Source organism: Pyramidobacter porci, assembly GCF_009695745.1.
In the GTDB taxonomy this organism is placed as follows: Bacteria; Synergistota; Synergistia; order Synergistales; family Dethiosulfovibrionaceae; genus Pyramidobacter; species Pyramidobacter porci.
Genome location: NZ_VUNH01000005.1, coordinates 122123 through 135951, shown reverse-complemented (window position 1 = coordinate 135951; position 13829 = coordinate 122123). Strand labels below are relative to the sequence as shown.

12 protein-coding genes are annotated in these 13829 nt (G+C 61.9%); 8 read left to right on the top strand and 4 right to left on the bottom strand.

What is annotated here, in order from left to right; translation table 11 throughout:
* Positions 1–62: 62 nt before the first annotated feature.
* On the bottom strand, positions 63–281 hold the full coding sequence (locus tag FYJ74_RS06020; RefSeq protein ID WP_229769373.1) for a DUF2905 domain-containing protein: 219 nt from the start codon (positions 279–281) through the stop codon (positions 63–65).
* A gap of 285 nt (positions 282–566) precedes the next feature.
* Here FYJ74_RS06020 and prfB point away from each other — a divergent pair.
* Positions 567–1662, top strand: a protein-coding gene (gene prfB / locus FYJ74_RS06015) for a peptide chain release factor 2 (protein ID WP_195838822.1) whose coding sequence is annotated in 2 segments (ribosomal slippage) — positions 567–638 and positions 640–1662 — 1095 coding nt in all. Because the reading frame shifts where the segments join, the coding sequence is not laid out codon by codon here.
* Positions 1659–3557, top strand: a complete 1899-nt coding sequence (locus FYJ74_RS06010; RefSeq protein WP_154528675.1) for a SpoIVB peptidase S55 domain-containing protein — start codon at positions 1659–1661, stop codon at positions 3555–3557. The genes prfB and FYJ74_RS06010 overlap by 4 nt, the downstream gene beginning before the upstream one ends.
* Positions 3558–3777: 220 nt before the next feature.
* Here FYJ74_RS06010 and FYJ74_RS06005 read toward each other — a convergent pair whose 3' ends face one another.
* Entirely contained in the window at positions 3778–5169 is a 1392-nt protein-coding gene (locus FYJ74_RS06005; protein ID WP_154528674.1) for a sensor histidine kinase, read from the bottom strand.
* Complete coding sequence (locus tag FYJ74_RS06000; protein WP_154528673.1) at positions 5166–5813, bottom strand: response regulator; 648 nt, start codon at positions 5811–5813, stop codon at positions 5166–5168. Before FYJ74_RS06000 ends, FYJ74_RS06005 begins: the two co-directional genes overlap by 4 nt.
* A 299-nt stretch (positions 5814–6112) precedes the next feature.
* Between FYJ74_RS06000 and FYJ74_RS05995 the strand changes: the two genes are divergently transcribed.
* The 5 genes from FYJ74_RS05995 (at position 6113) to FYJ74_RS05975 (ending at position 11365) form a co-directional block, all read left to right on the top strand.
* Positions 6113–6691 carry a hypothetical protein gene (locus tag FYJ74_RS05995; protein WP_154528672.1) on the top strand — a complete coding sequence of 193 codons (579 nt, stop codon included), beginning with the start codon at positions 6113–6115 and terminating at the stop codon, positions 6689–6691.
* 582 nt (positions 6692–7273) lie between these two features.
* Positions 7274–7726 carry a hypothetical protein gene (locus tag FYJ74_RS11625; protein WP_195838821.1) on the top strand — a complete coding sequence of 151 codons (453 nt, stop codon included), beginning with the start codon at positions 7274–7276 and terminating at the stop codon, positions 7724–7726.
* 476 nt (positions 7727–8202) lie between these two features.
* Positions 8203–9417, top strand: coding sequence for a hypothetical protein (locus FYJ74_RS05985; protein ID WP_154528671.1), 1215 nt, complete (start codon positions 8203–8205; stop codon positions 9415–9417).
* Between the two features lie 78 nt (positions 9418–9495).
* The gene (locus FYJ74_RS05980; RefSeq protein ID WP_154528670.1) at positions 9496–10671 is read left to right on the top strand and encodes an amidohydrolase; all 1176 of its coding nucleotides are present in this window, start codon (positions 9496–9498) and stop codon (positions 10669–10671) included.
* A 187-nt stretch (positions 10672–10858) separates the two neighbouring features.
* Complete coding sequence (locus tag FYJ74_RS05975) at positions 10859–11365, top strand: GNAT family N-acetyltransferase (RefSeq protein WP_154528669.1); 507 nt, start codon at positions 10859–10861, stop codon at positions 11363–11365.
* Positions 11366–11398: 33 nt separating this feature from the next.
* On the opposite strand, the gene FYJ74_RS05970 is transcribed toward FYJ74_RS05975, so the two are convergent.
* On the bottom strand, positions 11399–12598 hold the full coding sequence (locus FYJ74_RS05970) for a pyridoxal phosphate-dependent aminotransferase (protein WP_154528668.1): 1200 nt from the start codon (positions 12596–12598) through the stop codon (positions 11399–11401).
* A 227-nt stretch (positions 12599–12825) separates the two neighbouring features.
* On the opposite strand from FYJ74_RS05970, the gene FYJ74_RS05965 reads away from it, so the two are divergent.
* Complete coding sequence (locus FYJ74_RS05965; RefSeq protein ID WP_195838820.1) at positions 12826–13740, top strand: ketopantoate reductase family protein; 915 nt, start codon at positions 12826–12828, stop codon at positions 13738–13740.
* Positions 13741–13829: the final 89 nt, after the last annotated feature.

Here is a 13829-nt window from a genome sequence, read left to right as displayed (position 1 = left end):
CCTGTCGTAAAACTTCTTTATAACCATTATACCGCGGCGGCGGCAAAAAGTCGCCCGGCGGCTCAGCGGCGAAAGAAGATGTTGACGAGGACGGTGAGGACGACGCTGACGACGATCGAGCTGGCGAGCGGAAAATGAATCGACCAGTTCTTGCCCTGCCAGACAAAGTCTCCGGGCAGGCGGCCGAAGGGCAGAAAGCGCCCGCCGAAGTGGACGACGGCGCCGACGGCGAACAGCACGAGAGCGATGATCATGATGGTTTTGCCGATGTCGTGAACCATGATTTCATTCCTTTCCATGGAATCCTTGTTTTCGATTGGATGGGATCATTGAAAGTGCCGCGTTTCGAAGCGGGGCGCGTCCGCCGGGGCGGCGCGGCATAAATGAGCCGGCGGCGGCAAAAGAATCTCCGTCGTTTTATTTATACCATGCCGGCGCAAAAGGGCAAGCGCCGCGGCGAGGAGAGACGTAAAGAATGCAGACAAAAGATGAGGTAACAGGTTCTGCATCGAGGCGCAGGATGCTATAATAAATGGCAAATCCGTTTTTCGGGAGGAATGAAACCGATGGCATTGATGCCGATCACCACGGTTATGGAGGAACTGCAGGCGCTGAAGGCCGAGCTGCAGGAAAGCCTTTGACCTGCCTTCGATAAGGAAGGACTGTGAAGAACTGCGCGCCAAAACGGCCGCGCCCGGCTTCTGGTCGGGGGCCGACGCGCAGAAAATTTCGGCCCAGCTGTCGCGGCACGAGGCCGATCTGGCCCGCTGGGAAAAAATCGAACGGGAATTCGCCGATCTGCAGACGATGGCCGAGCTGCTGGGCGACGGCGAAGACGCCGAACTGCTCCAGGAGTTCGGCGAGCGCAGCGCGGCGTTCCGCCGCCAGATCGAGGACGAGCAGATGGCGCTGCTGCTGTCGGGGCCGTACGACCATTGCAGCGCCATTTTGAGCGTGCACGCCGGTTCGGGCGGGCTGGACTCGCAGGACTGGGCGGAGATGCTGTACCGCATGTACCTGCGCTGGTGCGAAGAACGACGTTTCAAGACGAAGCTGCTCGATTACCAGCACGACGAAGAAGCCGGCATCAAGAGCGCGACGCTGCTGATCCAGGGCGAGACGGCCTACGGTTATCTGCGCTCCGAGATCGGCGTGCACCGCCTCGTGCGCATCTCGCCGTTCGATACCAACAAGCGGCGGCACACGAGCTTTGCGTCGGTGGACGTGTCGCCGCAGCTGCCCGACGACGTGGACGTGGCGATCGCGCCGGAGGATCTGCGCATCGACACCTATCGTTCCAGCGGCGCAGGCGGCCAGCACGTCAACATGACGGACTCGGCGGTGCGCGTCACGCATTTGCCCACGGGCATCGTCGTCAGCTGCCAGAACGAGCGCAGCCAGCACATGAACAAAGCCACGGCCATGTCGGTGCTGAAGTCGAAACTTTATCAGCGGGAGCTTGAACAGCGGCAGGCGGAGATGAACGCGCTTGCCGGCGAAAAGAAGGAAAGCACCTGGGGCAGCCAGATCCGATCGTATGTACTTCAGCCCTACACGCTGGTCAAAGATCACCGCACCGGCGAGGAGACGGGCAACGTCGGCGGCGTGCTTGACGGCGGGCTGGATCCGTTTATCTTAGCGTATTTGAGGTGGGCACGATGAAACGTTTTTTGGCGGCTGCGTGCGCGGCGCTGGCGCTGTGCGTTCCGGCTGCGGGGCAGCCTTTTGTGCCGACGGAGCCGATCATGCCGCTGGCGCAGGTGCGGGCCGGCATGAAGGGGTACGCGAAAACGGTTTTTTCCGGCAGCAAGGTCAAATCGTTCCCGGTCGAAGTGCTGGGCGTCGTCAGCAAGAAAGACCGTCCCTCGAAGCTGATCCTGATCCGCGCCTCCGGTCCGGACATCGACAGGGCGGGCGGCATGGCCTCGGGCATGAGCGGTTCGCCGGTGTACGTGAACGGGCGGCTGATCGGCGCCTTTTCCTTCGGCTGGGATTTCGGCGATCCGAAAATGGGGCTGGTGACGCCGATCGAGCAGATGATGGAGCTTTTCGATTATCCGGGCCGCGCTCAAAAGCTTGCGAGCGTGAGGCCGCTGCTCTCGAAAAAGAGAGATACCGAGCTGGAACGGCGGTTCAGCGAGCTGTACGACCAGTACGCGCAAAACGCCGCGAAGAAAGCGGACGGCGTTTTGGCGCCGACGCCGGAGCGTCGGGCGGCGAAGGGAAAGTCGATCCCCGATTTCGAGTTCTCGCTGCCGCAGGATATCGCCGCCGCGGAAGCCGAAGAACTGACCCATAAGGAGCCGGCGGTCGCCGACACCGCGGCGAAAATGTACGTGACGGCGGATGGGCTCAGCCGCCGCGCGCTGAAGAAGCTCGGCGATCGGCTCGGCATGCGCGTGGTCGAGGGTGGCTCGGGCGACAATACGGCGGCGTCGGAAAAGGCCAAGCCGCTCAAGCCGGGCGACGCCGTTTCGGCGATGCTGGCCTGGGGCGACGTGGCGCTCGACGTCAGCGGCACGCTGACGGCCGTGGATCGCGACGGGCGTTTTATCGCCTTCGGCCACAGCTTCAAGAACTGGGGCGCCGTAGCCTACCCGTTGGCGAAAAGCGAAGTCTACGGCGTCATCGGCAGCTACGAATCGCCGTTCAAGCTGACCGCGTCGCAGCGCCTCGTCGGCACGGTGACGCAGGATCGGCCGGAGGGCATCGCCGGCTGGCTGGGACGCTTCCCGCCGGCGGTCTCGGTGCGGGTGGAGATCGAGGATCTCGACAGCCGCCGTACGGTGGTGCGCCGTTTTCAGATGATCAACGACGAGCATGCCGTGGTTTCGCTCTTGCCGGAGCTGCTTGCGGGACTGGCGGACCGCGAGCTGGCGCGCGAGTCGGGGGGCACGGTGCGTTATGACGTCACCGTCACGGGCGACGGCATGCCCGACGACTGGAGCGTGAACGACGTGGTGGTTGCCGACGAGGACGTGATGAGCGACGCCGTATCGCCGATCGCGGCGCTGGTGTCGAACGTGGTCGGCAATCCTTATCGGAGTGTCAGTCCCGTGGGACTGAAGATCAAGCTGTCGGCGTCGTCGCAGATTCGCAAGCTGATTGTCGAAGGCATCAGCGTCGATCGCAGCGAGGTAGCTCCGGGCGACACGGTGACGGTGACGGCGACGCTGCGTCCGTGGCGCCGTCAGCCGGTGATCCGCAGCTTCACGCTGAAGGTCCCCGAGGATGCGGCGGGCGGCTACACGGTTGCGCTGCGGCAAGGGAATCCCGCACCGACGGACGATGCGGATAACGAGCCGGCGGTGACCGATCGCCGTTTGTCGTCGTTCGAGCAGCTACTGTACGAGCTGCAAACACGCGAACGCAGTTGCGAGGTGATCGTGGAACTGGTCAGCCAGGACGATTCGGGGACGCGCAGCGAATTTCCCGGCGAAGTCCGTCGCCGCAAGATGCGCGAAGGCTCGATGCGGATCTTCCGCTCCGACTACGTGGTCGAAGGCAACTTGCAGGTGCCGCTGAACGTGCTCGAACCGAAAAAGAAACGCTCGTGAGCGGCGGAAAACAACGGATACCGCGGCGAAGCGGAGAACCCGAAGATCGGTCACGAAGGAACCGAAAAATTCCGATGAATGTAATGCAGAAAGCCTGCCGATCGCTTGATCGGCAGGCTTTCTGCATATGGATGGTTCTGGGGCGCTCCATATCATATCTCTTTTGAATTTTTTTCTCCGCTTCGCCGCTTCTCCGTGGCGGCTTTTGTCGAAGGCGCGCTCATCGCCCGGCGGGGATGTCGACGGCGATCAGCGTGCCGCCCTCGGGGCGGCGACAGATGGAGAACGATGCGCCGATCAGCGTAGCGCGTTCGGTCATGCTGGCGATGCCGCGGTGCCCCTGCACGCGCAGGACCTCGGGATCGAATTCGCGGTCGATGCCGGAGCCGTCGTCGGCGATCGTAAGGCGGTAGCCGTCGCCGCAGGCCAGCTTGACTTCGACGGCCGCGGCGTGGCCGTGCCGGGCGGAATTGGCGACCGCTTCCTGGACGATGCGGCACAGCGCCAGCACATCCTTTTCGCTGAGCGCATCGGCGCAGCCTTCGACGGCAGCCGTGACGGCGACGTTGTGGATGCGGCTGAGACGGTTGGAGATCTCCTCCAGGGCGCGCACGGCGCCGAGACTGAGCCACGGCGGCGAGAGCCGGTCGCAGACGTCGCGCATTTCCTGCACGGCGGTGAGGGCGGCTTCCTGCGCGGCGGCAAGGTGTCCGCCGACGCGTTCGCGGTCGATCTCGGGCCTGCCCAGGCCGCGCTGTGCCAGCTGAATGCGTTGGATCAGGGACGCCACAGTCTGCAGCGGGCTGTCGTGGATCTCGCGGGCGAGGCGGGTGCGCTCTTCTTCCTGGGTGCGCACGATGTCGCCGACGTAGTTCTTCTTTAAAGTCTCGCGGTCGACGGCGCTGACCGAGAGTTCCGACAGCGCCTCCTGCATGTTCTGCAGCTCGGGCAGCGGCGGCGCGGCTTCGGCGAGCAGCACGTCCCGGCCCCAGTGCAGCGTCTCCACCTGCGCGGCGAGACGGCGCAGCGGCGTCACGCACCAGCGCCATAAAAGCCAGATGCCGATCAGGGCGATGGCGCTGACGCCGATAGTCATGAACTGCTGCAGGAAAACGAGATCGCGCATCGGCCCGGGCACGAGAAACTTGGAGATGACGACGACGACGGCGCGGACGCCATCGGGATAAGGATAGACGGCCGCGGCCGAGGGCGGATGCGGATCGATCTGCACTGAGAGAAGCTGCATCTCGCCGCTGGCGAAGGCGCGGTTGACGGCGAGCCCCAGTTCGGGCGTGATCTTGCTGCCGGGCGATCCCTGCAGCTTGATGCCGCCCGGTCCGACCGTGGCGATCCAGCCGGGCACGGGCGGTCCGAGCGTGAGCATTTTCAGGAACAGCCCCATGCGCCGGTGGCGCTGCAGCGGCGATTCGTTGCTCGCACCGCTCTCCTCGCGGACGATGCTGCGCGCCAGGCTTTGGGCGTAGCGCGACGCCATTCCGGCCATGGCCCGCTGCTGCTGGTAGAGGCCAAAGCCCGAAAAAATCAGGGCGGACAGCGTCGGCACGAGGATCATCATGAGAATGGCGGGGAGCAGCCAGCGGCGTCTGCTCATGAGGGAAGTTCCCCTTCGAGCAGTTCGTCGACGAGGATCACGCCGTTTTTCAGGGCGATGATCAGGGCTTCGGTCTTGTTCTTGGCGCCGAACTTGGCGTAGACGGAGGAGAGATGGGCCTGAACAGTGCGTTCGGTGATGAACAGCTTCGCCGCCACTTCTTTGACGGGAAAACCCTGGGACGAAAGCAGCAGCACTTCGCGTTCGCGCGGCGAGAGCTGTTCCAATTCGTTCGACGCAGAGTCAACGGAGTTGGCGATGGCGGAATCGAGATAGATGCCGCCGCCGATCACCGATTGCAGGGCCTGCGTCAGCTCCATGACCGCCGACGTCTTGACGATGAAGCCGCGCGCGCCGGCCGAAAGCGCCGCCACGATATACGGCTGGGCGTTGTAGGCCGTGAGCATGATGACCTTCGTCGGCAGCTTGGCGTCCTTGACTTTGCGGGCCACGGTGATGCCGTCCATTTCCGGCATGCGGATGTCGAGCAGGGCCACGTCGGGCCTGAGCTTTTCGATCATTTCCCAGGCCTGTTTGCCGTCGGACGCTTCGCCGAGCAGGTTAAGTCCTTCTTCTTCGTTGATGAGAGCGGCCAGTCCGGCGCGGGTGAGCGGATGGTCATCGGCCAGAACGATTGAAATCATTATGAAAGAACCTCCTGTTTTATAAATGGAGTCGCTATCCGGTACCGTGCTTATTGTATCGCCGAAAAATCGGATTGGGAATGGAAATCTGTACAATCTTTCGCGATGGCGGGGTTGGACAGTCAGGGACAAGGCGTAAAAATTTTCCTGTGAAAATCCGCAGACGGCTGATTGGTGAATTCTTCAATGTGCGGCGGGGGCTTTTCAATTATACTTGGAGCACGTTCGAGGGAGAACGCGAGAGAAGCTCTCCTGCGACGCAATCTTCATGAAAAACAATCATATGGAGGTCATGTAAAATGAAAAAGACACGCCTTGTCCTTGGCGGTTTGGCGATCGCAATTCTCGGCAGCACAGCGGCATGGGCCGTTCCGACTCGTCCCGGTCAGGGAATTCACGGCGGCCCCGGCATGCCCCCACCGCCTCCGCGGATGCAGCGCTGGGAAGAAGACAAGCGCCTTTCTGAGAAAGCGCCTGAGGAAATCAAAAACGCTTTCGCGGAAATGAAAAGCCTGGAAAAGGATCTTCGTCTCGAGCTGGGCAAGGACAAACCCGACGCGGCCAAAGCGCTGGAGATGCTGAAGAAGTCCGAAGAACTGCACGCCAAGGTGCGTGAGTGGGAAGTGAAGCAGATTCTTGAGGGCAATGCTCCCAAGCCCGACGACCGCCAGCATCGCAGCGGCCCCGGTCCGCACGGTCCCGAGGAACGCCCCGCTCCTGCCGCGCCCGGATTCGGCCCGCACGGCCCGTATATGATGCCGATGATGCCTTATTTCGTGGCGCCGATGTACCGCTGCCCCTGCATGATGGTGCCTCCAGCTCCCCAGCAGGGTGCGCCCGAGACGTCCACCGCCGTCGAAGCTCCGGCGGCCAAGTAGGCAACTTTTCACGATGCCGGATTTTGATGACGGAAAGGCGGAGAATCCGTCCGTTTTCTTCGCCTGAAGAAGGGAATGAGTTCTGATGAAAGTTACACGCGCTCTGTTTGCGTCGCTGCTTTTGGGATCTTTTGTCCTCTCGTATCCGGCGGCGACTTTTGCAGCCGTCCGCGGCAATGTCGCGGCAGAAAACATGTCGCCGCGGAGCGGCGCTGATCGTCCGGCACCGCCTCGTCCGATGCCTGCGCCTGACCGACAGGGGCCCGACCGTCCGCGGCCTGAATCGAATCGTCCGGACTCCAACCGTCCTGCTCCCGCTCCGAACCACCCCGGCCCGGACCGTTCGATGCCAGGACGGCCTGCACCTCAGCCTCCCGCGCCCGGGGGTTATAATCCTCCTCCCTCTCCGCCCCGTCGTGATCGTCATCACGACGACCACGACGCGCTGAAAATCGGCGGCGCCATGCTCCTTCTCGGAGTGCTGGTCGGCGCGGCCGCCAACAGCGGCGACTGAAACTTCCCAAAATCTAATTTTTCAGTGTCCTGCGGACACTGAACTGTTGCAGACAAGAAGGTTTTTCCATGCATAAGAAAAAACTGGCTGGCATCGTTCTTGTCGTTGCGGCTGTTGCCGTTCTGAACGTGGCGGGAACAGCGGACGCCGCTTCAAAGAAAGTCACCGTGAACCAAATTGCCGCTCTGCGCGGCACCCCTGGACCGGGCGGTCCAAGCGGTCCGAGATTCCGCCCCGCGCCTCCGCCTCGTCCGGGCGGTCCCGGCGGTCCGGGGTTCCGCCCCGTGCCGCCGCCTCGTCCGGGCGGTCCCGGCGGTCCGGGGTTCCGCCCCGCGCCTCCGCCTCGTCCGGGCGGCCCCGGCGGCCCGGGGTTCCATCCCGCGCCTCCGCCGCCTTCGTATGGACACCGCCCGCCTCCGCCGCCCCCTCCAAGATACCATCGTCACCGTGACCGCGACGATCTGTTCGTTGTGGGCGGCGCCATGTTGCTGCTCGGAGCGATCCTTGGCGGCGCGAACTGATACTGATTTTTTAATGAGAAAGCATCGTTGAAAATGCCGCGCCGGCGCGCGGCCGCGCCGCAAAAAGCATGCGGCGCGCGATTTCATGCAGTTTTCGACGCGCCTTTGGCGCTCTGAAGAGGGCGAAGACTCTTTGCCCGTTTTAACGAAAACGAGGATGAACCTCACTTAAATCGGCGACGTAACGAACGTCTCCCGGCAGGTTTTCTGCCGGGAGTTTTTTTGTAAAACGAAAACCACCGGCACTGCCGGTGGTTATGATTCTGCGGGGGAATAGAAAGTTTGTTTTGCTAAAAAACGGACAGCGCAGAAAAAATTTGCAAAATTTCTTCGCGGACGGTATACTTACTTCCATCCGCAGGCAATCGGCCCGTTTGGGCCGGCTGTTGCGATGTGTTCCGAAGAAACTTTTGTTCCGGGGGACGGAAAGTTTTTTCGGCAAAATCTTGTGTGTCGAGAAGGAGCGAGAAGAGATTATGCTTGAGTTTTTTAAGTACAATTTCATGGCGGCGTTTGCCATCTGCGGTCTGATGTACGTCATCGGCGAATGGGTTTCCACGATCACGAAAGCCTGGGTTCCCTCGGTTTTTGTCACGGCCTGCCTGATGCTGCTGGGATACTGGCACGGCGTGCCTCACGATCTGGTCAGCAATTCGGTGCTGATCCCCTTCGGCGCGAGCACGGGCATTTTCCTGTTGCTGGTGCACATGGGCACGATTATCAGTTTCAAACAGCTGATGGAGCAGTGGAAGGTCGTCGTTGTGGCGCTGGCCGGTCTGGCCGGCATGTGCCTTGCCGGTTACTTCGTCTGCCCGCTGTTCATGGATCGCAGCTTCGTCATCGCCGGCCTGCCGCCTCTGACGGGCGGTATCGTCGCCGCTTCGATCATGCAGCAGGCGGCCATCGCCAAGGGGATGACGGCCGTCGGCGTGTTCGCCATCGCCATGTACTGCGTACAGGGTTTCGCGGGCTATCCTCTGACGGCGATCTTCCTCCAGAACGAAGGGCGCCGCTTGATCAGGAACTTCCGCGCCGGCAAATCCGACGCCAACGGCGTCACGGAAGAGCAGGCCGTCCTGGCCGCTGCCGCGGTGCGCCGCAAGCTGCTTCCTCCCGTGCCGAAGAAATTTGATTCGGCGGTGGTGGTGCTGCTCAAACTGGGGATCGTCGGCTATCTCGCCACGGTCATGGGCGGCGTCTCCTTCGGTCCCATCGGCAAGATCAGCGGCGCGATCTGGTGCCTGCTGCTCGGCGTGCTGTTCACGTCGATCGGCTTCCTTGACGAAAATTCGCTGACGAAATGCAACTCCTTCGGCATCGTCATGTTCGCGCTGATGATGTACATTTTCGACGGGCTGAAAGACTGCACCCCCGAGATGCTCAAGTCCATCATCCTGCCCCTGGCGCAGCTGATCGTTACCGGCGTTTCCGGCCAGCTGCTGTTTGCCTTCATCGCGGCGAAGGTCGTCAAACTTTCCATTCCGCTGGCGTTCTCCGTTTCGCTGACCGCCCTGTACGGCTTTCCGCCCAATGCCGTCATCACCGAGTCGATCTGCAGGGCTCTGGCCGAAAACGACGAAGAGCACGATTACCTGTCGGGCATCCTCATGCCGGCCATGATCGTCGGCGGCTTCGTTACCGTCACGATTACGTCCGTCTTCGTGGCTGGAATCTTCGAGAAGCTGTTCTAAACGGAGTGCAATAGGTGCGCGGAAAGCCATAGCCTGACAGCTTTCCGCGTCGGAAGCGATTGAAAGGAGAAATGCATTATGGACATCAAAGCTCTTGCCGACAAGTACGAATCCTATATCATCGAACGCCGCCGCTATTACCATTCCTGCCCGGAACTGTCGGGCGAGGAGAAGGAGACGCGCGCGCAGCTTCGCCGCGACCTCGAGGCCATGGGCGTCACCGACATCAGAGAGCTGGAAAACTGTTGCGGTCTGACGGCCACGATCCACGGCGGCCATCCCGGCAAAACGGTGGCGCTGCGCAGCGACATCGATGCGTTGCCCGTAAAGGAGCAGACCGGTCTGCCGTTCGCCTCGAAAAACGAGGGCAAAATGCATGCGTGCGGCCACGACAATCATATGGCCATGCTGCTGGGCGCGGCACGTATCCTCAACGAGGTGAAGGACGAGCTGCACGGCGACGTGCGCCTCATCATCCAGCCCGCCGAAGAGGTGGCTACCGGCGCCAAAGCCATGCTTGCCGAGGGCGCGCTGGACGGCGTCGAGGCCATTTACGGCGCTCACATCTGGGGCGTGCTGGAGAGCGGGCTGATCGACGTGACGCCGGGCAACCGCATGGCCTGCTGCCATCAGTTTAAAATTACCGTCACGGGCGTGTCGGCTCACGGCTCGGCTCCGCATCTGGGCATCGACGCCATCGCCGTTTCGGCGGCGATCGTCAACAACTTGCAGCAGTGCGTGTCGCGCATGAACGACCCGCTCAATCCCCTCGTGCTCACCGTCGGCACGATCCACGGCGGCGACCGTTGGAACTGCGTGCCCCGCGAGGTGGAAATGGAGGGCACGGTGCGCACCTTCAAAGCCGATACCTCGGTGGAGGAGGCCATGCGCCGCGTTATCGCCGACACCGCCTCGGCCTTCGGCGCTGCGGGCACGCTCGAATACAAGTATCTGACCCTGCCCGTGATCAACGAGGACGAACAGCTGAACCGCATTGCCCATGACGCCGTAGTTAAACTGTACGGCGAGGAAGGCGTCGGGCACATGCCCGCGATCATGGGCAGCGAAGATTTCTCGTGGTTCGGCGAAAAATGCCGCTACATCTTCGGCTTCATCGGCAGCCGCAACGAGGAAAAAGGCTACGTTTACACGAACCATCAGGAGAAGTACGACGTGGACGAGAGCATCCTCAAGCGCGGCAGTGCCGTGATGGCCCAGTTCGCGGCGGATTTCCTGACCGAAGCGGCGCGCTAGGAGATAAAGCGAGAGACGCCGCGAAAGCGGAAAGAGAATCGAAGAGAAAGCTCGCAGGACGTTTTTCTTACGAGAAGTCCCGCGTGAAACGTTCGATGCCGAACGTCAAAGAGGCGGCCCGCCGGAACACGTCGGCGGGCCGCCTCTTGCATGGCCGCAACGAAAGGACGAAATGGAGGCGAGGCGCATGAAGTTCGGGGCCGTCATGGCGAAAACGGAAGACGCTTTCACCATGGGAAAGATCCATTCGCGCTCATGGCGGACGGCGTACAAAGGAATCGTCCCCGACGAAATCGTCGCGGCGTTTACCGCGGACAAGCAGGCGGAGAGATTTGCCCGTGCGATTGCCGCCCGGCGGGAAGAATATTATCTGTTCACGGTCGACGGCCGTCCCGCCGGTGTCGCTTCCCTGTACCGAAGTCACGAGGATGGCGAACCTGACTGCGTCGGAGAGATATACTCGATCTACTTTCATCCCGATTTCTGGGGAACTCCGGCCACCCAGGCCGGACTGGAATTCTGCATCAAGAGGCTGAAGTCCCTTGGCTATTCGCGCCTCACGATATGGGTGCTGTGCGACAACATCCGAGCAAGGCGATTCTACGAAAAGAACGGCTTTGTCCGTGACGGGCGCGCGCAGCAAATCACGCTCGGGCGTCCGTTGTGGGAGGAGCGTTACTCTATGGAAGTGTGACAGGATTCCGGCGCGGCTTTTCGCGGGGGTGTTTTACGCCAGCAGTTTCGTGCCGGGATAGGCCTTCAACCCTTCGCCGAGAATCTCGATGGCGCGGGTGAGATCGGCGCAGTTGAGTACGTAGGCCAGGCGCGCTTCGTCCCTGCCGAGGCCGGGCGTGGCGTAAAAGCCGCTGCCGGGCGCGAACATGACGGTCTCGCCGTGGCTGTCGAAGTGTTCCAGCAGCCAGATCGCGAACTTTTCGGCGTCGTCGATGGGCATTTTGATCATCACGTAGAAAGCGCCCTGCGGCGACGAACAGGCGACGCCGGGGATTTTGGCGAGTTCGCGCTGAAGCGTGTCGCGCCGCCGGCGGTACTCGGCGTTGACGCCGTCGAGATAGCTCTTCGGCGTGGCGTAAAGCGCGGCGGCGCCGATCTGTTCCAGCTCGGGGCAGCACAGGCGGGCCTGGCAGTATTTCATGATCTGGACGCAGAACTCTTTGTTGCGGCTCAGCAGCGCGCCGATCCGCGCGCCGCAGGCGCTGTAGCGCTTGGAGAGCGAATCGACGAGCACGAGATGCTCGTCCAGTTCCGGCATGGCGCCGAAGCTGCGATACGAAGCTCCGTAGACGAACTCGCGGTACACTTCGTCGGCGATCAGCGCCAGGTTGTGACGGCGTACGACGCGCGAGATCAGTTCCATCTCCGCGGGCGTATAGACGCGCCCCGTGGGGTTGCCGGGATTGGTCAGCAGTATGGCTTTGGTGCGCGGCGTGATGCCGCGCTCCACGTGCGCCTCGTCCGGCAGCGCATAGCCGTTTTCGGCATGCGTCGCAATGGCGCGGACGGTGATGTTGAGCGCTCGCGCCAGCGCGTTGTAATTGGCGTAAAAGGGTTCGAAAACGAGGATTTCGTCGCCGGGATCGCAGAGCGCCATCATGGCGATCAGCAGCGCTTCCGAGCCGCCGTTGGTGATGGTGATCTGTTCGGTGCCGTAATCCATGTTCCAGCTTTGATAATAGGCGCGGATCGCTTCGAGCAGGCGCGGATTGCCGTGCGAGTCGCCGTAGGCGATGACTTTTTTGTCGAAGCGGTGGATCGCGTCGAGGAAGCCGGCGGGCGTTTCGATGTCGGGCTGACCGATGTTCAGATGATAGACTTTCTTGCCTGCGGCCTTTGCCGCGGCAGCGTAGGGATTCAGTTTTCTGATGGGGGACGCGGACAGGCTGCTGATTCGTTCTGAAATGATCATTGTCGCTTCATCTCCTTCGGATTTGGTAAACAGCGACGCCTCTTCGTCGGGCGTATTTCAATTAAATACTCTACAGGTTGTTTGGGAGAAAATCAAGACAGTCAGCGAAAAAAATTGAGATAATGAACGGAGACGTACTGGGTGCAGCGTTTTTTTGCGGCGCTCTTCCGGGGAGAACGGCGGGACGGCTTGAGCGCCCCGTCTTACGAAATGAAGGAGGCTGGAAGATGAAAGTCGGCGTGTTCGGAATTGGCGGTATCGGCGGTTTTGTGGGCGGCGCGCTGGCGCGCGTCCACGGAGAAACGTATTTCTGCGCCCGCGGCGAAAATCTCGAAGCGATCCGCCGCGGCGGATTGAGGGTGGATTCAGTCAAACTGGGGCGCTTTACCGCGCGTCCGGCCGCCCTTTCGGACGACGCGGCGGCGCTGGGTGTGATGGATGCGCTGATCGTCGCCTGCAAGGGCTACGACCTGGAAGCTTCCTGTGCGGCCATGAGCCCGATGGTCGGGGCGCAGACGCTGGTGATCCCTCTGCTCAACGGCGTCGTCGTTTCCGAGCAGATGGAGCCGTTTTTGCCGCCGTGCCTGCTGGCCGACGGCACGATCCGCGTGTTCAGCCATTTGGAAGCGCCCGGCGCGGTGGTTCAGACGGCGGGGCAGTGCAGCGTCGTCGTCGGCATGAGGGACGGATCGCGTCCGGCCGCGCTCGACGCGGCGGCGGAGCTGCTGAACCGGGCGGGCATCGAGACGAAAGTGACCGATCACATCGTGCGCGCCAGCTGGAACAAGTACGTGACCATGGGCAGCAACAGCTGTGTGTTCTGCTGGTACGACGGCCCGGCCGGCAAGGTCCTGGCCGACCCCGGTCATAAAAAGGTGATCCGCGCCGTCATCGACGAGATGACGGCGGTCGCGGCCGCCCAAGGGGTGGAACTGCCGGCGTCGCTGTCCGACAAGTTGATCGACGCCTTTGAAAAAATGCCGGCCGACACGGTCACGTCGCTGTACCGCGATCTGCGCGCCGGCAAAGATCCCGCCCGCACCGAACTGGATCACATCATCGGCCGCATGGTGCAACTGGGCCGCGAAACGGGCGTGCCCGTGCCCTACCACGAAGCGGCGTACGAAAAGTGGCGTAAGTAAAACAAAAGAGACCGGTTCGTGCCGGTCTCTTTTGTTTTATGGACGCCGGCGGCCATCGCTGAAAAATTCGGCGGCGGGCGGGGGAATCG

Coding starts and splice junctions, on each gene's coding strand:
- FYJ74_RS05965 (WP_195838820.1), top strand. CDS start 12,826: ATGAAAGTCGGCGTGTTCGGAATTGGCGGTATCGGCGGTTTTGTGGGC.
- FYJ74_RS05980 (WP_154528670.1), top strand. CDS start 9,496: ATGGACATCAAAGCTCTTGCCGACAAGTACGAATCCTATATCATCGAA.
- FYJ74_RS06010 (WP_154528675.1), top strand. CDS start 1,659: ATGAAACGTTTTTTGGCGGCTGCGTGCGCGGCGCTGGCGCTGTGCGTT.
- FYJ74_RS05970 (WP_154528668.1), bottom strand. CDS start 12,598: ATGATCATTTCAGAACGAATCAGCAGCCTGTCCGCGTCCCCCATCAGA.
- FYJ74_RS05975 (WP_154528669.1), top strand. CDS start 10,859: ATGAAGTTCGGGGCCGTCATGGCGAAAACGGAAGACGCTTTCACCATG.
- FYJ74_RS05995 (WP_154528672.1), top strand. CDS start 6,113: ATGAAAAAGACACGCCTTGTCCTTGGCGGTTTGGCGATCGCAATTCTC.
- FYJ74_RS06005 (WP_154528674.1), bottom strand. CDS start 5,169: ATGAGCAGACGCCGCTGGCTGCTCCCCGCCATTCTCATGATGATCCTC.
- FYJ74_RS11625 (WP_195838821.1), top strand. CDS start 7,274: ATGCATAAGAAAAAACTGGCTGGCATCGTTCTTGTCGTTGCGGCTGTT.
- FYJ74_RS06020 (WP_229769373.1), bottom strand. CDS start 281: ATGGTTCACGACATCGGCAAAACCATCATGATCATCGCTCTCGTGCTG.
- FYJ74_RS05985 (WP_154528671.1), top strand. CDS start 8,203: ATGCTTGAGTTTTTTAAGTACAATTTCATGGCGGCGTTTGCCATCTGC.
- FYJ74_RS06000 (WP_154528673.1), bottom strand. CDS start 5,813: ATGATTTCAATCGTTCTGGCCGATGACCATCCGCTCACCCGCGCCGGA.